This window comes from Micromonospora aridisoli (genome assembly GCF_056150025.1).
The window spans coordinates 473,869-494,319 of the sequence record NZ_JAXCFK010000003.1; the positions used below are offsets into that span (position 1 = coordinate 473,869).

A 20,451-nucleotide genomic window follows, 5' to 3' on the forward strand; every position below is an offset into this window, starting at 1 on the left:
CCAACCAGCATCCTGCGAGGTGGCTCATGCCCAGTCAAGCACCCGATCCCGTCGACCTCGCTCGTCTGCAGGAGGTGCTGGACGGGCCCTGGGCCGAGGTCCGCAACGCGCACCGTAAGCACCTCGACGAGCGTTTCCTCCCGGTGTACGGCGAGACCGGCGATCAGGCACGGGAGCGGGTCAGCCGGCTGCTCGGCGAACTTCCCGTCGAGCTGGGTATCGCCTCGGGCTTTCCCAGCGAGTACGGCGGCGCCTCCGACGTGGGCGGCTCGATCATCGCCACCGAGATGCTGGCGCAGGTGGACCTGTCGCTGATGGTCAAGGCCGGCGTGCAGTGGGGCCTGTTCGGCGGCGCGGTCGCCGCCCTGGGCACTCGACGCCACCACGACGCCTACCTCCGCGACATCATCTCCGGCGCGATCCTGGGCTGCTTCGCGATGACCGAGACCGGGCACGGCTCCGATGTCCAGCAGTTGCGCACGACCTGCACGTACGACCCGCAGACGCAGACCTTCGACCTGCACACCCCGCACGAGGCGGCCCGCAAGGACTACATCGGCAACGCCGCCCGGGACGGACGCATGGCGGTGGTCTTCGCGCAACTGGTCAGCAACGGCCGGCGGCACGGCGTACACGCGTGGTTGGTGCCGATCCGCGACGAGCAGGGCAACCCGCTGCCCGGCGTGACAATCGGCGACGCCGGGCCCAAGGCCGGCCTGCTCGGCGTGGACAACGGGCGGCTCAGCTTCGACCACGTGACGGTGCCGCGCGACATGCTGTTGGACCGGTACGGCGAGGTCGCCGAGGACGGCACGTACTCCAGCCCGATAGAGAACGACTCCCGGCGTTTCTTCACCATGCTCGGCACGCTGGTTCGCGGCCGGGTCAGTGTGGGCGGCGCGGCGTCGGCGGCCACCAAGTCGGCGTTGACCATCGCGGTCCGCTACGGCGACATCCGCCGCCAGTTCAGCCGCCCCGACGACGACCGGGAGGTGCTGCTCAACGACTACCTGGCCCACCAGCGGAAGCTGCTGCCCGCGCTGGCCACCACGTACGCGCTCCACTTCGCCCAGGCCGAACTGGTCGCCGCGTTGCACGAGGTGCAGGGCGGCGACGGCCCGGTCGACGAGCACCGGCAGCGGGAACTGGAGTCCCGCGCCGCCGGGCTCAAGGCCGCGCAGACCTGGCACGCCACCCGCACCATCCAGATGTGCCGCGAGGCCTGCGGTGGCGCCGGCTACCTGGCCGAGAACCGGCTGCCGGGGCTGCGGGCCGACACCGACGTCTTCACCACGTTCGAGGGTGACAACACGGTCCTGCTGCAACTGGTCGCCAAGGGGCTGCTCACCGGCTACCGGGACGAGTTCGGCTCACTGGACGGCTGGGGACGCGCCTCCTTCGTCGCCGAGCAGGTGCGGGAGATGATGCTCGAACGCACCGCCGCACGAGCACTCATCCAGCGACTGATCAGCGCCGTACCCGGCCGCGACGAGGAGGTCGCCGTCACCGACCGCGGCTGGCAGCTCAAGATCTTCGAGGATCGCGAGAAGCACCTTCTCGAAGGCGCGATCCGCCGCCTGCGCAACGGGGCGAGCAGCAAGCAGGACCGGCCCTTCGACATCTTCAACGACGTCCAGGACCACGTCCTCACCGCCGCCGCCGCGCACATCGACCGGGTCACCCTGGAGGCGTTCGTTGCCGGCATCGAGGACATCGCGGACCCGGCGGTGCGGTCGCTGCTCTCCCGCGTCTGCGACCTGTACGCGCTCAGCGTCATCGAGACCAACAAGGGGTGGCTGCTGGAGCACGGCCGGCTCACCCCGGCCCGCTCGAAGGCGATCACCGCGGTGGTGAACGGCCTGCTCAAGGAGCTGCGCCCACAGCTGCGGACGCTGGTCGACGGCTTCGCCATCCCGGACACCTGGCTGCACGCCGCCATCCTCCGCGAGGAGCCCCACCGCCAGCACACCATGACCACCCACGACACCGCCCCCACTCCCCAGACAGCCCCCGCCTGACCCAGCCCCCGCGATCTTGCACTTTCGGTCTCCCCATACCGGGATGAAAGACCCATTCGGGCGACACGAAGTGCAAGATCGCGGGGCGGGTGGCGGGCGGCGAAGGCGCGGGGGGGCGGTCAGGGGCGGCGTGACTCCTCGTCGACCTGTCGGGTGACCCGGCCGGCGACCTCGCGTAGGGCGGTGACCTGCTCGGCGGTGAGCCCGTCGATGACGAAACGCCGCACCGCGCCGACATGTCCCGGCGCCGCGGCGACCACGAGATCCCACCCCGCCTCGGTCAGGGTCGCCCGGTTGTAGCGGGGGTTCTCCGGGTCGGGCTCCCGACGCAGCAGGCCCCGCCGCTCAAGGCGCTTGACGACGTTCGACAGCCGGGACAGTGAGCTGCTCACCTGGCTGGCCAGGTCGCTGAGCCGCAGGGTACGCCCGGGGGTCATGGACAGGCCGCTCAGCACGAAGTACTCGAAGAGCGTGAGGTCGTTGTCGCGCAGCAGTTGCGCGTCGAGCGCGCCGGGCAGCTTGAACATGAGGCTGGCCAGGGCGAGCCAGGCCTCGCGCTCGCACTCGTTCAGCCACCGGGGTTCCTCCGGCATGACGCTCAGCCTAGCCGCCATCCCCTGCGGCCGAGGTGAGGGATGTCGCATTCAGTTCAAGCTTGAAGTTCGACCGGCTATCGTCAACTTCAAGCTTGAACCTCATACCCATGGAGTTGTCGTGACCCTGTTCCGGCTGGACGCCAGCATCCGCACCCACGGTTCCGCGAGCCGCGAGATCGCGGACATCGTCGAAGAGGAGTGGCTTGCCGCGCACGACGGTGACACGATCGAGCGCCGCCACATCGGCGTCGACACCCTGCCCGCGACCGCCTGGGCGGCGGCTGTCACCGCCGGGATGACCACTGCCGAGGAGCGCACCGCCGAGCAGCGCGAGGCCGTCGCCCTGGCGGCGACGCTGGTGGACGAGTTGCTCGCCGCCGACGCCATCCTGTTCGCCGTGCCGCTCTACAACTACGGCGTGTCGCAGCACTTCAAGACGTACGTCGACCTGGTCAGCACCGACCCGCGCGCGTTCGGGCAGCCGTTCCTGGAGGGCAAGCGGGTCGTGCTGGCCACCGTCCGCGGCGGGGCGTACGGCAGCGGCACGCCCCGGGAGGGCTGGGACCACGCGACGCCGTACCTGCGCCGGATCATCGCCGACTGCTGGGGTGCCGACCTCACCGTCGTCGAACGCGAGTTCACCCTCGCCGGCGTCAGTCCCGCCCTGGATCCGTTCCTCGACCAGGCCGCGGAGATGCACGCCGGTGCCCTGCAGGCCGCCCGGGAGGCCGGTCGCGCGCTCGGCGCACTGCCGCTCCCGGTCTGACCCCTCAACCATCCGTCGGTCAGGAGGCGTTTACTCCTGCCGAGGGGGTGGCGATGGGCCAGACGTTCCACGAGTTCGTGGTGCAGCGTTCTCCGGCGCTGTCCCGGACCGCCTACCTGCTCACCGGCGATCACCAGTTGGCCGAGGATCTCCTCCAGAGCGCACTCGCCCGGACGTACCGGCACTGGCGGCGGATCCGCGACGGCGATCCGGAGGCGTACGTGCGCCGGGTCATGTACCACCAGCAGGTCTCCTGGTGGCGGCGACGCCGGTTCACCGAACGGCTGGAGGCCGAGCCGGGGCCGGCCCACCGCAGCCACCCGGATCCCAGCGACGCCGCCGCCCTGCGGATGACCCTGGCCGCCGCGTTACGCCGGTTGACCCCCCGGCAGCGGGCGGTGATCGTGCTGCGCTTCTACGAAGACCTGACCGAGGCGCAGGTGGCGGCCACGCTGGGCTGCTCCATCGGGACGGTGAAGCGGCACGGGCACGCGGCGTTGGGCCGGCTCCGCGCGGTCGCTCCGGAACTGGTCGACCTCGCACCGGAGAGGAGCGCCCGATGACCGCACGGCTGCGGGAGACGCTGCACGCTGCGGCGGAGCAGGTGCCCGCGTACCAGGTGGAGCAGCGCGCGCTGGCGACGGCGCGCCGGACGCGGCGGCGCCGGGCCACGGCGGCGGCCGCCGCGTTCCTGCTGGCGGCGCTCGGCGGCCTCGCCCTCCCGGCGACCCGCACGCCGGTGGACGTGGCCGGCCCCACCGAGCCGGCGGCGTTGCCGGACCGGCTGGGCCTGCCACCGCTCGGGAGCCTGCACGCCACGGACCGGCCCCGGACCGGTCCGGCCTCGGTGATCTTCACCGGGGAGGCGGGACGGCTGACCTACAACGACGAGTGCAGTCTCGTCACCGTCGTCGACGGCGACACGGACACCTATCGGATCGTCCGCAGCGGCTGGGAGCGGACCGCCGGCAAGGACGTGCTGCTCTCCCCGGAGGGCCGCTGGTTGGCGCACAATCCCCAACGCGGCGACCCCCGGGCGGAGATCGTCGATCTGGTCACCGGCGCGACCCGGAACCTGGGCAGCGGCGTCCCGGGAACGGTCGACACGGAACCGGCCGGGTGGTCACCGGACGGAAGATCGCTGGTGGTCCGCGACACCGTGCCAACGGGCCCCGACCGCAGCGGTCACCGGCGGCTGCTCAGCCTGGTTCGGATCGAGGACGGCCATTCGGTCCGACTGACCGAGGCGCCGTTCGGCACGGTTCCCGGGGTGGTCGTCGCCTTCGCCCCTGGCGGCGACCGCCTCGCCTGGCAGACCGGGCGCGTGGTGACGGTCGCCGACCGGGACGGCAGCGTGATCGCCTCCTTCCCGCTCCCGCCCGACACCGACCTGGCCGGCAAGGGTGCCTGGACGCCGGACGGGCGGTGGCTCACCGCGACACGACGCGACGCGGCGAGGTGGACGCTGCACCGGATCGAGCCGGCCACCGGACGGGACCTCGGGGCGTTGGGAACGGCCGGCGTCGACGACGTGGTCGGCATCCAGCTCCTGGGTTGGACGGCAACGGGAGTGCCGTGGGTGGTGTCCTACCTTCCCCATCCACCGGACTCGCCGGACTTCACCCGTCCCTTCCCCAACGACGACCGCCCGGAGTACGGCCTCATCGGGAGCATCGAGGTGCTGTCGCTGCCACCGGACGGCCAGCCATCGACCACCCTGCTCACCGCGCCCCGGCAGGTGGTCTCCATCGACGTCGCCGACGACGTGATCCGGGCCGGCCACACCCGCGTCGCCGACCCGCCGCGCGGCGTCGGCGGCCGGTTCTGGCTCTGGACCGCCGTGATCGTGGTGGCGGTCGGCGCGGTGGCCGCGTACCGGTGCCGGGAACAGCTCACGCTCTGGTGGGAGAACCGTCAGGTGCGACGGATTACCGGGTGGGCCTGAGTCAGCCCCGGGGTACGACCCTCGGCCCGACCCGTCGGTCAGAACAGCCAGGTCGGCAGCTCCGGGTCACCGCGCAGCGGCACCAGCGGCTGCGTGACGGGGCCGGAGTCCTGGCGCGACGTCCGGCCGCGTACGGACGTCGTGCCGGGCGGCGGGGCCGCGGCGCAGCGCGTGCCCTCCGCCGGCACGACCTGGTCGATCAGGTACGCCTCGATCGCCTGGTCCGCGCAGGCCACCCGGCCGTACACGATGTGCCCCCAACCCTCGTAGGTCAGCAGCTCGGCGTGGTCTCCGAACTGGTCGGCGGCACCGAGCGCCCAGTTGTAACCGGTCGCCGGGTCGTGCAGCGAGTTGGTCAGCAGCAGCTTCGCCTCGTTGGTCGGGTTGATCCGTCGCTGCGGGTTGTCCGCCGGGGTCGGCCAGCCCAGACAGATCGCGCCGACCGCCGCCCGCGGCAGGTCCGGCAGGTCCGGTGCGGCGCGTTGCGCATCGGCCAGGATGGACCGCCACTGCGTGACGGTGGCGGTTGTCAGGTTCCAGTCCTGGCAGAGGACCGCCTGGTACGCGAAGGGCACCACGGTCGGCGGTTCCTCGGCCGATTCCCGGGCCGCCGCCGACGTTCCCCACGGCCGTCCCGCATCCACCCGCTCCAGCTCGGCGGCGATTTCGAGCCAGTACGGCTGGTGGTTCAGGTTGCGCATCACGAAGTTGACCAGATCCTGCTGCGTGATCTTGTAGCTGTGGTCGTCCGGGTCCGGCAGCTCACCGCGAGCGGCGCGGTCGAGCAGTCGCTGCCAGAACTGGCGGATGTTGCGACCGTGGAGGGCGCACTGCGGCAACCGGGCGCAGCCGGCGACGAACTCGTTGAACGAGTCCTGCCCGGCGGCCGCCTGGGTGACCGCGAAGCCCCGGGCGTCCTGGCTGTGGTCCATCACGCTGTCGGCGACGATGGCGCGTACCCGGGTCGGATACAGTTCCGCGTACTGCTGCGCCATGAGCGTGCCGTACGACATTCCGAGGAAATTGAGCTGCGCGTCACCGACCGCGGCGCGAATCGCGTCAATATCCCGGATCACCTGAAGCGTGTCGACGTGGTCGAATACCGGACCGCTGTTGGCCCGGCAGTCGTCGGCCAGCGCACGGTTGGCGGCGGACATCCTGGCAAATGCGCTGGAGGTCTTGATGGGCTCGACCGGCAGCGCGAGGATTTTGTCCAACGTACACATGATCGGCGCACTGCGACCCACCCCGCGCGGATCGAAGCCGACGATGTCGAAATGACGACGCAGTTCGTCGCCGTAATAGGCCCACAGCGCCGAGTCGACGCCGGAACCGCCCGGCCCGCCCGGATTCACGACCAGCGATCCACGCCGTGCCGCCGGGTCGGTCGCCGGCCGCTTGGCCAGCGCCAACTCGATGGTCGGCCCGTCCGGATCGGCCCAGTCGACCGGTACCTCCAGGGTGCCGCACAGGGCGCTGGCGTCCTGCTCGCAGGGCGTCCACTCCACGATCCCGGTCCCGGTCGGGGACGCGGACCCGGACGACGGGGCGAGCGGCACCAGCACCATCCCCACGGTGAACCCGGCGAGCAGCCGCCGGATCAGTTTTCTGCGCATGCTCCCTCTTCCAGATCGATTCCCGGCCATCAGCCGGCCGATGCCGAAGGTAGCGAAGCCGCCACGGTACGGGGTTACCGGGAAATGTCGCCGGCAATACCATTCGGAGCGCGACCGGAATGACCGGAATCGGCGTTGCCCGCCATCCGTGGGAACGCTCCCATGATTGACCGACAAATGGCGAGGTCACCGCGCGGAGGCGAGCATCGTCGGCCGACATCACGAGACCGCCGTGCCAATTGTCAACATGGCAGAGGTCACAAGGAACACCGATGTCCCGTCGACCTTCTCGAAGCTTTCGGATAACGTGCGCTCAATCTGCTCGAAAGATCGCAGACGTTTTGATCAGACGTGCACCCCGTAGCCGCCGGTGCCGGAAAGGCCGGTGCCGCCGGGGCGATAGCGCGTCGACGTGCCGGTGTCTCGGGGTTCGCACGGCATGGGGCGGCCCGCCTCGGCCGCCGCCGCGCGGAGCCGGTCGCGGTCGAAGTCCCATGGCGTCAGGGCGTCGGCGAAGGTGCGGAGGAGTTGGCCGTCCGGGTCGGCGGCGTCGTAGCGGTCCCACTGCCTGGTCAGGTAGAGGAAGGGGGCCAACCGATCCGGATCGGACGGCACGTAGCCCGCCTCGGTGGCCGCCCGACGCGCGAATCCGTCGCGGTACTCCGCCTGGTCACAGACCCGGTCCCGGGCTTCACCAGGGCCCAGGTCACGCAGCGTGCGCAGCACCGCCCGCCGGACCTCGGCCGGCACCGCGCCCTCGCCCTCGCCGTCGCGGCCGCCGTCTTCCTCGTCCCTGTCCTCGTCCTCGTCGAGGACCTCCAGCAGGCTCGCCACCGGGTCGGCACCGGCTCGCGTACCGGCGAAACCGCCGTTCACGCCGAAGTCGTGCAGGGCGGTGCCGTCCGGGTCGACCTCGGCGTACTCCTCCCACTGGCGGGTGAGGATCAGAAAGATCGGCACGAGGTCGCGCGCGGCCGGACGGTAGCCGGCCTCGACGGCGGCGGCCGTCGCCTCCTCGTCCAGGTCCATCGCCCACCAGCAGACACTCTCGCGGGCCGCTCCGGGTGGAAAGGAGCGCAGTGCCCGCCGGAGCGCCTCGACGGCGGGGGCCGGCGGCTCGTACCGCAGCATCTCCAGCAGGCGGAAGACCAGATCGTGGCCGTCGAAGCCGGCCAGCAGGTCGAACCGCTGCCGCAGCGCCATCAGCGCGGCAAGCTCCAGGTCCGCCCCCGCACGGCGGGGCAGGTGCGGGTTGGCCAGCACCATCCGCAGCAACGGCGTCGGCGAGCCGTCGTCTTCCCAGAGCCGACAGGTCGGAAAATCCCGGCTGTACGAGGCGTGGTGATCCATGCCCTCGACGAAGGCGGCTTCGAGCACCGCCAGCAGGCGAGGCTCGTCAGTGGCGGCGAGCACCGCCGCAACGTCCTCACGTCCGGGGCCGAAGCGGGCGAACTCCAGGATCGCCGCCGGAACATCATGGACGTCGTTCCGGCGGAACAGTCGCAGCGTGTCCTGAGGCAGGTAGGCGACCATCCGCACCGACGGCGACTCGTGGGCGAGCAGGAACCGCAGCACGGTGGGCGTCGGATGCTCCCGCTCACCGACACCCACGGTCCACAGCGCCTCCCAGATCTGCGGCCGCTCGGCTTCCTGCGCCCACAACCGTTCGAGCACGGCGAGCGCCTGGTCCCTGACCGCCGCGTCGCGGTCCCGGGCCATCAGCTCGACCAGCCGGTACGGATCCGAGCCGGCTGACCATCGCACCCGCGCGGCGGCGAACCACCCCACCCTCCGCGACACCATCCATCCATGATGCGCGATCGGGCTGACGACGACCGGCTTCAGCGGGTCTTGTCCGGCGGACGATCGATCGACGACCACCAGCTCGACCGCAGGGGACAATCTGACGGACGTCAGCGTCCTAGACTGTCCGACGGCCGCGCGAGCCACCTCTCCACCACATCGGACAGAGGATGATCAGATGAGGTCGCAACGACCACCGGCACCTCGTCGACGGGCCGTCGTCCGCTGGCTCTTCGCCGGTCTCGCCGCGATTCTTGCCCTTCTCGTGGTGCTTCCCAGCTTGACCGATGCCGCCTGGAGCCCCTTCGACGCCTTCCGGTCGCCCGCTGACGTGACGCCCACGCCCACCCCGACGGCGGCCGATGACACTCCCTCGGCTCAACTGATCAAGGCGTGCGTCCGGCAGATCAAGGGCGACGTGGTGCTCGACCTCCACCACCGCGACATCCCCGAGCACCGCTGGGGCGATCCGGTCAGCGGCATGCTCACGGCATTCAGCGAGCCGTACGTGCTGTGGCTCTTCGACTCCGAGTGCAGGGCGTACGAGGCGGTCGCGGTGCCACCGCGAACCAGTCACTCGTTCCACGCCTACGTGGGCCAGGTCTGGTCGTACGCCGAAGCGTCGGCCACACCGCCCGCCGAGGACTGCAACTGCGGCGTCTTCAGCCCGGCCTACAGCGGCGACGCGCTGACGTTCAGCGATACCGGACGGCTCACCTACCACACCGAGTAGGCCGCGCAGGTCTCTCACGAAGCTCATGACGCATGATCCAGGTCGATGCCGTGCCGGCACCGGTCACCGCGCCGGTGCGCGGGTCGATCGCACGCCAGTGGTGCTCGTGCGGGCGGACGATCACGTAGCCCAACCTCGTGTAGAACGTGACGGCGGACTCGTCGTCCACGTCCACGTCGATACTCATGGCGTCGGCACCGTGCGCCACACCCACCGCCTCGCCGGCCCTGACCAGCGCCCGTCCGATGCCACGACGGCGGGCCGGCTCGACCACCGCCAACCCGTACAACCATGGGTTCGGTTCGTCGCAGCCGCCCCGCCATCGGACGCTGACCATCCCGACGACGTTGTCCTCGACCACGGCGACGAGCATGTTCTCCTCGCCCCGCCCGGCGGCCTGGAGACGCACCTCGGCACGATCCCTCGACCCCGCCAGCTCCCCCAGACCGCCCAGATCGGATGGCGCCGCAGCACGGATCAACAGGTCGCCGATCATCTGTTGACGGTAGCGGCTCGACTCATGCACAGCCGGCCGCCCGCGAGCGGGCGGTGCCGGCGGTGTCCGATCCGCCGGGCGCCGCGACCGGCGGATGAACGTTGACCGTATCTCCGGTGTCAGGTGTTTCGATCGGACCGGCGCGTGGCAAGGCTAAGGCCAGTCGAAGGGAAGCGCCGATGCCTGAGTCGCTGGACAGCCTGATCAGTCAGCTCGACGCGTTGCTCGCCGACCTGGAGGCGGCCGTGGCGGCGCGCGCCGACGAAATCGACGCGGTGGCGCCGGCGCACCGTCGGGGTGCCCGGAACCTGGTGCGCTACACCGCGTTGCGCCAGAAGGACATCAGGGACCTGCAGAACGACCTGATGGACCTGGGCGCCACCTCGTTGGCCACCACGGAGGCCAACGTACGGGCCAAGGTGCAGGCCGCGCACAACGTGCTCGCGGCACTGCGCGGGGATCCGGGACCGTGGGATCTCACCGGCATCGACGATGATCTCGACGCCGGCGACGAGATCCTCACCGGGCACGCGGAGCAATTGTTCGGACCGGCGCGCGCCGATCGGCCCACCCGCATCATGGTGACCCTGCCCTCCGAGGCGGCCGACGACGAGGACCTGGTCGCTGACTTCGTCACCGCCGGCATGGATGTCGCCCGGATCAACTGCGCACACGACGGGCCGGACGCCTGGCGGAGGATGATCGACAATGTCCGGTCCGCCGCAGCAGAGGCGGGCCGAAGGGTCGTCATCTCCATGGATCTGCCCGGTCCCAAGCTGCGCACCGGGCCGATCGCCGACGGCGCGGCGGTCGGCCGGGCCCGGGTCACCCGCGACGAGGCGGGCCGGGTCGTCGCCCCGGCCGGGCTGTGGCTCGTGCCGGCGGACCTGCCCGAGGTGCCGGCGGCACCGCCCGTGCCGGGCCGGCGGCCGCCGCTGACCGTGCAGGTCGAGTCCGGGTGGCTGTCCGACCGGCGGCCCGGCGACGTGGTGCGGCTACGCGACAACCGTGGACGGCGACGCAGGTTCACGGTGGCCGAGGTCGCCGCCGACGGGGTGCTCGCGTTCGGGCAGCGCAATGCGTACGTCGCCGACGGCACGGCGCTGACGTGTGACGGCCACACCACCCGGGCCTCGGGCATTCCACCCGTACCGCGCCGGTTGCGGCTGACCACCGGCGACCGGTTGGTGCTGACCACCGATCTCTCCCCCGTCGACCCACCCGGCCCGGAGGAGGTGGCCCGGATCGGCTGCACGTTGCCGGAGGCCGTGGCCGCGCTGCGCCCCGGACACCCGGTCCTGCTCGACGACGGCGCGATCGCGGCGGTCGTCGAGTCGACCGCGGAGGGGCAGGCGACGCTGCGGGTCACCCGCACCAAACCGGGCGGAAAGTGGCTGGGTGCGGAGAAGGGGATCAACCTGCCGGACACCGATCTGCCACTGCCGGCGCTCACCGACGAGGACGCCGCACACCTGCCGTTCGTCGCCGAGCACGCCGACACCGTCGCGGTCTCCTTCGTCCGGTCGGTGGACGACATCGAACACGTACTCAAGGCGCTCGACGAGGTGCAGGCGCCGGAGCTGGGGTTGATCCTCAAAATCGAGACCGGGCAGGGTTTCCGGGAGCTGCCGTCGATGCTGCTGGCCGCGATGCGTCGACCCCGGGTCGGCGTCATGATCGCGCGCGGTGACCTGGCCGTCGAGGTCGGCTTCGAACGGCTCTCCGAGGTGCCCCGGCAGATCCTCGCGCTCTGCGAGGCGGCGCACGTGCCGGCCATCTGGGCGACCCAGGTGCTCGAATCGCTGGCCAAGACCGGGCAGCCGTCCCGCGCCGAGATCACCGATGCGGCCGCCGCCCAACGGGCCGACTGCGTGATGCTCAACAAGGGCCCGTTCATCCTCGACGCGATCGAGGCCCTGGACAGCATCCTGGCCCGGATGGGGGCGGTACAGCGCAAGAGCCGGACCCTGCTGCGGCAGATCAACTCCTGGGAGGGGCAGTGAAGGCCGTCGCGACCGGTGCGGTGGTGGCGAGCCGGTGCTGCACCCGAGCGGCCACCGCACGCAGGTAGGGTCCACGCTCCCGGTGTGCCAACGCGTTGAGCGACCCCGCGCCGTGCCGGTCCAACATCTCCGCCAGGCGTTGCTCCATGCTGAGGCGCTGCCCGGACGGACCGGTCGTCTGGTCCGCGTAGGTCAGCGCGTCGGCCAGCGCACCACGCTCCCGGGGGTAGTCGGTCAACGCGTGCGCCAGGCCGGCGGCCCGGGCCACGAAAACGGCACCGGAGTGGTGGGCGACCAGGGCGACCAACCGCAACGGCCAGCCCTGCCGACGCAGGTGGGCGGCACCGTCGAGTGGATGAAACCCGGTGTCGACCAACGAGTGGGCGTAACCGATGTCGTGCAGCCAGGCCGCCGCGAGCAGCAGGTCCCGGTCGCCCTCCGAGGCCAGCGCGCCGGTCAATTCCTCAGCTCGCCGGGCCACACCGACCGTGTGCCGCCAGCGCTGCGGCAGGTCGGCGAGCAACACCTGGGCCTCTTCACGTGCCCGGTGCACCAGGACCGGCACCGCCATCGCGACGCTCATGCCGTCACCGTAGGCACGTCAGCCGGAACCGTCGCCGAACGCAGGATGAACATGAGGTTGCTGCCCGGAACCCGTCCAGCCAGCGACTCGCAGCTCTCGGGCTCGGGTGGCCGTCCAGTGCGATGCCCCGGCCGACCACAGCAACTTCGAGCGGGCCGGGAAGGCGTCCCGTCGATACGATAACGCGCATGCCCTTTGTCGATCTGCCGATGCTGAACCTCCACGGTGAGTGGCCGGTGAATCAGCGGGAGCAGGCGGTGGTCGCTGATTTGCTCCCGTCCCTCCCGACGGCCGCTCGGCCAGGCTCCGACGCGCAGACGCGATGGGTGGCGGCACTTGAGACGCTGTCCTACCTGTACGAGACCATCCAGTCGGAAGGCCACCGGCTGTTCGAGGACCAGGGGCCGTTGCAAACTCCGCCGGGCCAAGTGTCTTTGATCGATATCATGTTCCGGGCGGCTCAGGGCATCAACGATTGTCGGACTTTCCTCAACCTCGAGGTGGCGTACAGCCCGGATGGCACGCTGCAGGCGTCTGGCTACCTCGACGACCTTGAGCTGGAACTGGTCAGGCTGCGCCACCACCTGGCCGAGGCGGCCGGCTCCTGAGGTCGCTCGCCAGCGCTGAAGGACTCCTTGACGCTTGCCCTGACCGTGACCCTCCTGGGCGTACTCCCGCGCAGCTGAGCCGAGACGGGATCGGACATCATCGAGGCATGGGCGACCTGCTGATCAATCTGCTGGCGAGTGTCATCGCCGGCACGGCCGTCTGGCTCGCCGGGTTCCTGCTGCGGCGACGCAAGCTGAACCGGGCACGCGCCTTCTTCGGCCTCACCGCCGGAGCGAGCTGTCTCCTGGTGGTCTCCCGGCACGCGTCGTCACCGCGCGAGTTCAGCGTCCACCGCCGCGACGTCGCCGCGCTGGTGGAACTGGCGACCATCATCCGGGAATGCGGCGCGTACGCGGACCGGGTCGGCGAGAACCAACCGGCCGGGGAACTCGGCCGGCTGACCGAGTTCTGCGTCGGCGGTCCCGGTGGTGCCAGCCCGCGCAGTGCCACACACGTACGCACGATCCTGCGCGGTGTGACGTACGAGGTCTTCGACGAGGAGAAGCGCCGGACGTCGTTCACGGTCGGCGGCACCGAGTACGTCTTCAGCCCGGAGACCAGCTACGTACTGCTCGCCCGGTTCTGGGGGCCGGCCGGTGCTCGACCGGTGTTCTTCATCGGCGGGCTGAGCGCGGGCAGCAACCTCGCCGGCGCCCGCTACCTGGTCAGGCACCACCCCGAACTCCACCGCACGTTCGGCGCCGACCGGCCGTTCGCGCTGGTGCTGCGGATCGTCGAGCCGGCCGCGTACGGCACCGACTTCACCGAGCTGGTCGCCGACGTGACCGACGTCGCGTTCCAGCCCGTGCCGCAGCCGGTGGAGTAGGGCCCGCGACACGTGATCACCTGCCGAAATCGCCCGCCCAAAATGTGGTGCCCCTGAGCACCAGCATCGACAGAATGCTCCGATGCAGATCCGCGAGGTTCGCCAGGCCGAGCTCCCCATCCTGCAGGACATCGAGCGTGCCGCCGGACAACTCTTCCGCAATGTCGGCATGCCCCAGATAGCCGACGACGACCCGCTGCCGATCGAGGTACTCGGCCGCTACCGCGAGGCAGGTCGTGCCTGGGTCGCCACCGATCACACCGACACGCCGGTCGGCTATCTCCTCGCCGATGTCGTCGACGGCAGCTTCCACATCGAGCAGGTTTCGGTGCATCCTCGTCACGGGCGTCGGGGTGTCGGACGTCAGCTGATCGCCAACCTCGCCGATCGTGCGATGAGTGGCGGCGTGTCTGCGCTGACCCTGACCACATTCGCTGACGTGCCGTGGAACGCCCCGTACTACGCCCGCTGCGGATTCCAGACCATCGACGAGGCTGACCTCACCCCTGGTCTCCGGGCCATCCGCCAACGGGAGGCGGCACTCGGGCTCGACCGCTGGCCCCGCGTCTGCATGCGCCGTGAGCTACGCACGCCGACAGCATGACGTCTCCGGTGTGAACTCTCGGGTTGTTGCCCCGGCGAACCCAGCAGACGGGCGTCAGGTGGTGTAGTCGGCGTTGATCCGGATGTATCCCTCGGTCAGGTCACAGCCGTAGACGGTGAAGGCACCATCGGCGATGCCCAGGTCCACTTCGATCATCACGTCGTCGCCGCGCAGGTGGTCCTGCAACCGACGCAGCGTCTCGTCGGTCGCCGGAGCGGGATAGACCTCCAGGCCGCCGAATCCGATACGCACGCGGTCCGGCAGGATGTCGTCGTCCTCCTCACACTTGCCCACCGCCATCGCCACCCGCCCCCAGTTCGGGTCCGCACCGTGCACGGCGGTCTTCACCAGCGGCGAGTTCACCACCGCCTTGCCGACCCGCTTGGCCTGGATGTCGTCGCGCGCGCCGGTCACCCGTACCTCGATCAGCTTGCTGGCACCCTCGCCATCGCGAGCGACCATCCGCACCAGCTCGAGGGCGCAGGTGTACAGCGACTCCGTGAACTCGTCGAGGTCGACCGGACCGGCCAGCCCGTTGGCGAAGATGGCCGCGGTATCGCTGGTCGAGGTGTCGGTGTCGATGCTCACCGCGTTGAAAGTCCGGTCGATCACCGCGCGGAACAACCGGTCCAGGTCTGCGGCGGCGATCTCGGCGTCCGTGCAGAAGAAGGTCAACAGCGTGGCCATGTTGGGTTCGATCATGCCGACGCCCTTGGCGACACCGACGACGGTCGCCGCGCCGCACCGCGAGCGCGCCACCTTCGGGTGGGTGTCGGTCGTCATGATGGCGGCGGCGACCCGGTCGAAGTCCGCCGGCGGGAACGGCCAACGCAGTCCGGCGAGGTGCTCACGCAGGCGGGGCATCGGGTACTGCCGTCCGATCACCCCGGTCGAGGCGATCAGCAGGTCGTCCGGATCCAGCTCCAGCGCCTGGGCGACCATCGCCCGGACCTCGCGGGCGTTCGCCATGCCCTCCTCGCCGGTGGCGACGTTGGCGTTGCGGGCGAGCACCACCACCCCACGGGCCGACGACGTACGCGCCGAACGGCTCAGCACCACACTGGGACCGGCGAACCGGGACTGGGTGAAGACCGCCGCGCTGACCGCGGGCACCTCCGAGACCAGCGCAACGAAGTCGTCACCCTGCTCCTTGAGTCCCGCGTTGCCGACGAGTGCACGGAAACCCCGAGGGGCGATGGCGTCCACCTGATGACTCCCCTACTTGACCACGATCAGCAAGAACATACCCCCGGTCACCGGCCTGTTCGGCCCTGACCTGCTGACCGCGCATCCCAGACGTCCGCCAGGTCGTACGGAGGCTGTCCAATGGTTGCCTCGGGGTCGGCGGTGGTGGTCGCCCGCCTGACTCGCCGCCTATGACGCGTCCTGTCGATCTTGTTGTGGTTGATCGTTGACGTTGTGCCGGCGGACGGCCAGCACGTTAATCCGGGCTCTTGCCGAGGGACAGACCGGCGTCGGTGTAGCCGTGCCGGCGGTAGAAGCGCACTGCATCGACGTTACGGTGGTAGATGCCAGCCGACAGGTACGTGATCCCCCGGTCGCTTGCCCACCGTTCAGCCGCCGCCAGCAACGCTGATCCCACCCCGAGCCCTCTGGCGTCGGGCAGCACAACCGTGTGGATCTGGGCCGAAGGCTCAGGGCGCAGGATCTGATGCTCCGGCGAACCCGAATGCCGCAGCACTTCAACCATCCCGACCACTTCACCGTCAGGAGTCTCAGCGACGAGGACGCCATCCCGCCCGGCCCTATCGATCAGCATGGCCGCGAAGTGACGGGACACCAGATCGCGTTCCGGAACGCGGTAGGTGGCAGCGTCGAGAGCGATGTGCGCCTCAGCGTTGGCCAGTCGCAGCTCCACCAATGAAGCAACATCCGCCAAGCTCGCTGGCCGAACCGTCAGCGTTTCCTCCCCCATCATCCCGATCCTAGAGTCCACACCGAACCTACGAGGTGTTCGCGCCGTACGTCGCGGGAGTAAGGTTGGCCGGCAGGTGACACACCGCCAACGCCACGGCCTCCGCCGCAGTGGCGGTCTCCCCGATCCTTCGTCCCATGTAGCCCATGGTGACGGTGTAGTCCATGCCGTGCCCGGCATGCAGACACACCAAGATCTCTCGGGAGAGACCGGGCCGGGTCCTAGTGGAAAACCGCAAGGACCAATGGCTGGTGAACGGGTAGAGCTGACGCAGCCTCGGCTCGGCGTACGCGGCCTCGATCAGCGCCTGGTATTCGGGCCAGTTCACCTCGGCTGCTTCCTGACATAGGTGCCGCCACTCCGATTCGACCAACCGGGCCGGATCGCGGTCGGGCACCTCGAAGCGTCCGGTCAACTGCACGAATGGGGCGGCCTCACGGATGCCGGTCAGGGGCACCCCGTCGTGCCACGCCTGCGCGGCCCGCGCGATCTGGGCGAGATCCGCCGTGCTCCCTTCGATCAGGGCCAGACCTTGGTCCCGCTCGCAACCCCGGATGGACCACTGCCGCTTCACGCGGCTCGCGGAGACCTGCAGTTCCTCGCGGTGCACGACAGGGGTAGGTACGAGGGCGCGGTACATCGAGCCGGACTCCGCGAGCGAAACGGCAATGGTCAACCCTTGTGCGACAGCGGCGGCGCGCAACGCCGCCGAGAGGCTTCCGTCGGCAGCAACCTCCGGGTAGAGGACCACAGGATCGGGATACGTGGGCATGGCTCACGATTCTGCCTCGCCTGTTCCGATGGCGTCGGGCGAGCGCGGGCGGCGCAGCCTGTGATGGGATGCGCCGCATGGTCGAATCGCGCGTGCCCGTGTTGGAGATGCTGTGGGAGGCGCACGATCCACACGACACGCTGAAGTGGATGTTCGGCTTCGACGACGCGCGAGGGGCTGTCCACTGGATCGTCGACGTCCTGGACGGACACTGGGGCGTAGGCGTCAGCTCCTGCGAGCGGATCGTGATGAGCGCCGGCAACGCGCTGGCGTGGCTCGGCACGCCGTCCGGTCGGCTGCTCGCGAAGTGGTCGGTGGTGCCCGAGCGTTTCTCGCGCCTCGCGGAGGTGGCACGACTCACGGGCTGGCTGGACGGCCAGGGCCTACCGGTCTCGGCGCCGGTTCCCGCACGCGACGGCCGCCTTCAGGTGGAGGTCGACGGCGTCTCGATGGGCCTGCAAACAGTCATCGTGGGCGACCTTCTCGACACCGCCGACCCCGCTCAGGTGCGCGCAGCCGGAAGGGTCCTGGCCCGGTTGCAGGATGCGCTCGCGGCATACCCGTACGCCGACCGGATTCCCCCGCTCACCGGCGCATCCCAGCCGTTGCCGCAGCGGGTCACCGACTGGCTCGACACCCACGCCGAACATCTACCCGCAGCGGCCCGCGACACGCTGCGCAGGTTGGTCGCCAGCGCGCCACCCGACCGGCTGCCACCACAGCTCGTCCACTTCGACTTCCGCTCCGCCAACATCCTGTGCGCCGACGGCGAGATCACCGCGATCCTCGACTTCGAGGAAGCCCGACACGACCACCGGCTCGTCGAACTGGCCCGGGCGGCGACCCTGCTCGGCACCCGCTACCACAACTGGGGGCCGGTGCCGGTTGAGGTCCGTACCCAGTTCGTCGCCGGGTATCAGGCTGTGCACCCGCTGACCCCGGCCGAGGCGGGATGGTTGGACATCCTGCTGCTCTGGCAGGCCCTCGCGATGGTGCCACCCGGCGAGGACCCGACCGGGTGGGGACCGGCCGCGCTGGACCAGCTGCCACGACCCTGACCACTAGCCCGACGCAGGCGACGAGCGGGCTCCGGCGGCGTTCCTGGACACCGCACTAACCGCGATGCAGCCGGCAGGCGGCGTCGGCCAGGTGCTCCGGCCAGTGCACCGCGTCCGGGTCGGCTGGGTCCGCCACGTTGTGCCACCCACCAACCCGGAAGCTTGCAGCCGGCAGTGTCAGCTCGACGACCCGCTCGCCGCGCAGGCCGGCCACTCGCGCCGGAATCGCGCGTGGCCCCGCCGGCACCGCCGCGCAGTCCACAACCTCGTACTCCAGCTCTACCTTCAGGATCTCGTCAGGCAGCAGCAGGTAGGGCTCGCCCGCAACGAGGTCCCGGCCGCCGGTGGTCCATCGGCTCTCCGAGACCTGGTGCGTCTCGCCGACGCGAACGGCCTCCAGCCGAAGTCCCGACGGCGACTCGCCGATGCCGATGATCTCTACGGCCAAACTGCCCTCATTGGACAGCCCGAAGGTGAAGCTGACCCGCCGGCTCGGGGTACTGCCTGCATTGAAGACGAAACTCGACTCCGCGTCACCGTAGCGGTAGCTGGACGGCCCCCAGCCGTAGTCGACCCGCAGTCGTGGCGTGATCAGGCCGGAAACGGCGACCAGGTGGGCGAGCCCGGTGGCGGCGACCAGCACGAGGGCGGTGAGGACCAGCAGCCGACGGCCCCGACCGGTCAGCCTGTCGGCGTGCGGCCCGAGCGTCGTCCACACCTCGTCGGTCAGCGAGCCCACCGTCACCCCTCTCGTCGGGGACCCAATGTATCAATGCTCTGCTACATTGACTGTCCCGTTCTGGAAGGGCGATGACGATGCCGGACCCGCTGCTCGTCCCACTGTCGCTGGCGGTCGCGCTGCTCGTGTTCGTGCTCGCAGACATGCCGGTGGCGCGTCGTCGGTTGGCCCGGCTCGCCGCGCGACACGGGCTCACCGTGACCGTCGACAGCGGACCGCAGCTGATCTCCTACCTCGTGGTGACCCGTCGCTGGCGGGCCGCGGGCACAGCGTTCGGCTGTACGTTGTACGCGCTGCAGGGCCTGGCTGATCAGCGGCTGGGCTTCAGCATCGTGTACGCCGTGGCGGGCTGGTTCGCAGGTGCCCTGCTGGCCGAGGTACGGCTGGCGCACCGCACCTCGCCGCGCCCCGCGGCGCGCCTGGTCCGGCGCACTCCCGAGCGCTACCTGCCTCCGTCGCTGCGGGCCGCCCTGCCGCTGTCGGTCGCCACCTGCCTGGCGCTCGCCGCGATCATCGTGACCACCCCGGCGGGTGCTCAGGCGGGGGCCCGCGTCGCCCTGTGGACCAGCGCAGCCGTACTGGTGTCGGTGCTCGCGTGGATGGCCCGGCGTCGGGTGCTGCTGCGCCCGCAACCGCCGGGACCGCCCGACGTCCTCGCCGCCGACGACGCCATCAGATCCCGGTCACTACACGCGCTGACCGCCAGCGCCACCACCCTCATGCTGTACTGCGTCCTCGACGAACTCGCGAGGCTGTCGGCCGGTCAGGCGTCGCAGGCTTTGGCGGTGCCGCTGGTGGTGGCCGGGCTGGTGGTAGTGCCGCTGGCCGGCTGGCGCATGGCGACCGCGCCTCGGCGGGTGCCGACCGTGGCCGCGCAGTGATCATCGAACTCGACCCGGACAGCCCGACGCCGCCGTACGAGCAGATCCGCGGGCAGATCGCCGCGATGATCCGTAGCGGCGCGCTGCCCGCAAAGACCCGCCTGCCCACCATCCGGCAGCTCGCCGCCGACCTCGGTCTCGCCGTCAACACAGTCGCCCGCTCCTACCGCGAACTCGAAGCGGCCGGGCTGGTTGTGACCCGCGTGCGGCACGGCACCACGGTCGCCGAGCGCAAGCCCGACATCTCACGCGCAGAGGGACTCACCGCCCTCGACGCGGCGGCACGAGCGTACCGAGCGGCAGCCCGCGAACTGGGCGTGAGCCTCGACGATGCGGTGCACGCATTGCGCCAGGTGGACGGGGACGCCACGCCGCCACAGTTGTCACTGCCACACTGATCAGCCGGCGGAGCTCCAGGCTCAAGGTGCTTTAGAGTGACCACCCTCTATGCAGGAGCTCCGACGGTG

21 protein-coding genes are annotated in these 20,451 nt (G+C 70.4%); 12 read left to right on the plus strand and 9 right to left on the minus strand.

Translation table 11 applies throughout. The features are described from left to right. Positions 1-26 precede the first annotated feature (26 nt). Complete coding sequence (locus SM447_RS09110; protein WP_474572291.1) at positions 27-2,018, plus strand: acyl-CoA dehydrogenase family protein; 1,992 nt, start codon at positions 27-29, stop codon at positions 2,016-2,018. A 119-nt stretch (positions 2,019-2,137) separates the two neighbouring features. Here SM447_RS09110 and SM447_RS09115 read toward each other — a convergent pair whose 3' ends face one another. After that, on the minus strand, positions 2,138-2,611 hold the full coding sequence (locus SM447_RS09115) for a MarR family winged helix-turn-helix transcriptional regulator (RefSeq protein ID WP_474572292.1): 474 nt from the start codon (positions 2,609-2,611) through the stop codon (positions 2,138-2,140). 121 nt (positions 2,612-2,732) lie between these two features. Here SM447_RS09115 and SM447_RS09120 point away from each other — a divergent pair, with 121 nt between their 5' ends. The 3 genes from SM447_RS09120 to SM447_RS09130 are packed head-to-tail and all read left to right on the plus strand — an operon-like array spanning position 2,733 to position 5,325. After that, positions 2,733-3,380, plus strand: coding sequence for an FMN-dependent NADH-azoreductase (locus SM447_RS09120; RefSeq protein ID WP_474572293.1), 648 nt, complete (start codon positions 2,733-2,735; stop codon positions 3,378-3,380). 53 nt (positions 3,381-3,433) lie between these two features. Beyond that, positions 3,434-3,943, plus strand: coding sequence for a SigE family RNA polymerase sigma factor (locus SM447_RS09125; protein WP_474572294.1), 510 nt, complete (start codon positions 3,434-3,436; stop codon positions 3,941-3,943). Further along, positions 3,940-5,325 (plus strand): TolB family protein, encoded by a 1,386-nt coding sequence (locus tag SM447_RS09130; protein ID WP_474572295.1) that lies wholly within the window; start codon positions 3,940-3,942, stop codon positions 5,323-5,325. Before SM447_RS09125 ends, SM447_RS09130 begins: the two co-directional genes overlap by 4 nt. A gap of 38 nt (positions 5,326-5,363) precedes the next feature. Here the strand turns inward: SM447_RS09130 and SM447_RS09135 are convergent, their stop codons facing one another. Both SM447_RS09135 and SM447_RS09140 read right to left on the minus strand, forming a co-directional pair. Further along, positions 5,364-6,941, minus strand: a complete 1,578-nt coding sequence (locus tag SM447_RS09135; RefSeq protein ID WP_474572296.1) for an alpha/beta hydrolase — start codon at positions 6,939-6,941, stop codon at positions 5,364-5,366. Positions 6,942-7,286: 345 nt separating this feature from the next. After that, entirely contained in the window at positions 7,287-8,744 is a 1,458-nt protein-coding gene (locus tag SM447_RS09140; protein ID WP_474572297.1) for a hypothetical protein, read from the minus strand. 178 nt (positions 8,745-8,922) lie between these two features. Between SM447_RS09140 and SM447_RS09145 the strand changes: the two genes are divergently transcribed. Next, on the plus strand, positions 8,923-9,477 hold the full coding sequence (locus SM447_RS09145) for a hypothetical protein (protein WP_474572298.1): 555 nt from the start codon (positions 8,923-8,925) through the stop codon (positions 9,475-9,477). Here the strand turns inward: SM447_RS09145 and SM447_RS09150 are convergent. After that, positions 9,458-9,973 carry a GNAT family N-acetyltransferase gene (locus tag SM447_RS09150; RefSeq protein WP_474572299.1) on the minus strand — a complete coding sequence of 172 codons (516 nt, stop codon included), beginning with the start codon at positions 9,971-9,973 and terminating at the stop codon, positions 9,458-9,460. The two genes, SM447_RS09145 and SM447_RS09150, sit on opposite strands and share 20 nt — an antisense overlap. A gap of 179 nt (positions 9,974-10,152) precedes the next feature. Between SM447_RS09150 and SM447_RS09155 the strand changes: the two genes are divergently transcribed. Continuing rightward, on the plus strand, positions 10,153-11,976 hold the full coding sequence (locus tag SM447_RS09155; protein WP_474572300.1) for a pyruvate kinase: 1,824 nt from the start codon (positions 10,153-10,155) through the stop codon (positions 11,974-11,976). Here the strand turns inward: SM447_RS09155 and SM447_RS09160 are convergent. Next, positions 11,954-12,559 carry an HD domain-containing protein gene (locus SM447_RS09160; protein ID WP_474572301.1) on the minus strand — a complete coding sequence of 202 codons (606 nt, stop codon included), beginning with the start codon at positions 12,557-12,559 and terminating at the stop codon, positions 11,954-11,956. The genes SM447_RS09155 and SM447_RS09160 overlap by 23 nt on opposite strands. A 188-nt stretch (positions 12,560-12,747) precedes the next feature. On the opposite strand from SM447_RS09160, the gene SM447_RS09165 reads away from it, so the two are divergent. From SM447_RS09165 to SM447_RS09175, 3 genes are all read left to right on the plus strand, one after another. Next, positions 12,748-13,167, plus strand: a complete 420-nt coding sequence (locus SM447_RS09165) for a hypothetical protein (RefSeq protein WP_474572302.1) — start codon at positions 12,748-12,750, stop codon at positions 13,165-13,167. A 107-nt stretch (positions 13,168-13,274) separates the two neighbouring features. Then, positions 13,275-13,994, plus strand: a complete 720-nt coding sequence (locus tag SM447_RS09170) for a hypothetical protein (RefSeq protein WP_474572303.1) — start codon at positions 13,275-13,277, stop codon at positions 13,992-13,994. Positions 13,995-14,076: 82 nt separating this feature from the next. Further along, positions 14,077-14,598: a GNAT family N-acetyltransferase gene (locus SM447_RS09175; protein WP_474572304.1), complete on the plus strand. Its 522-nt coding sequence runs from the start codon at positions 14,077-14,079 to the stop codon at positions 14,596-14,598. 54 nt (positions 14,599-14,652) lie between these two features. On the opposite strand, the gene argJ is transcribed toward SM447_RS09175, so the two are convergent. The 3 genes from argJ to SM447_RS09190 form a co-directional block, all read right to left on the minus strand. Continuing rightward, the gene (gene argJ, locus SM447_RS09180) at positions 14,653-15,804 is read right to left on the minus strand and encodes a bifunctional glutamate N-acetyltransferase/amino-acid acetyltransferase ArgJ (RefSeq protein ID WP_474572305.1); all 1,152 of its coding nucleotides are present in this window, start codon (positions 15,802-15,804) and stop codon (positions 14,653-14,655) included. A gap of 235 nt (positions 15,805-16,039) precedes the next feature. Next, positions 16,040-16,537 carry an N-acetyltransferase family protein gene (locus tag SM447_RS09185; RefSeq protein ID WP_474572306.1) on the minus strand — a complete coding sequence of 166 codons (498 nt, stop codon included), beginning with the start codon at positions 16,535-16,537 and terminating at the stop codon, positions 16,040-16,042. A gap of 25 nt (positions 16,538-16,562) precedes the next feature. Next, a complete protein-coding gene (locus SM447_RS09190) occupies positions 16,563-17,285 on the minus strand; it encodes a DUF6193 family natural product biosynthesis protein (protein WP_474572307.1) in 723 nt (240 codons plus the stop codon). Between the two features lie 98 nt (positions 17,286-17,383). On the opposite strand from SM447_RS09190, the gene SM447_RS09195 reads away from it, so the two are divergent. After that, positions 17,384-18,364, plus strand: a complete 981-nt coding sequence (locus SM447_RS09195; RefSeq protein WP_474572308.1) for a phosphotransferase — start codon at positions 17,384-17,386, stop codon at positions 18,362-18,364. Between the two features lie 55 nt (positions 18,365-18,419). Here SM447_RS09195 and SM447_RS09200 read toward each other — a convergent pair whose 3' ends face one another. After that, positions 18,420-19,103, minus strand: a complete 684-nt coding sequence (locus SM447_RS09200) for a hypothetical protein (RefSeq protein WP_474572309.1) — start codon at positions 19,101-19,103, stop codon at positions 18,420-18,422. A gap of 71 nt (positions 19,104-19,174) precedes the next feature. On the opposite strand from SM447_RS09200, the gene SM447_RS09205 reads away from it, so the two are divergent. Together SM447_RS09205 and SM447_RS09210 are read left to right on the plus strand one after the other, a co-directional pair. After that, complete coding sequence (locus SM447_RS09205; protein WP_474572310.1) at positions 19,175-19,984, plus strand: hypothetical protein; 810 nt, start codon at positions 19,175-19,177, stop codon at positions 19,982-19,984. Continuing rightward, the gene (locus SM447_RS09210) at positions 19,981-20,382 is read left to right on the plus strand and encodes a GntR family transcriptional regulator (protein WP_474572311.1); all 402 of its coding nucleotides are present in this window, start codon (positions 19,981-19,983) and stop codon (positions 20,380-20,382) included. The genes SM447_RS09205 and SM447_RS09210 overlap by 4 nt, the downstream gene beginning before the upstream one ends. The last annotated feature ends 69 nt before the right edge of the window (positions 20,383-20,451 follow it).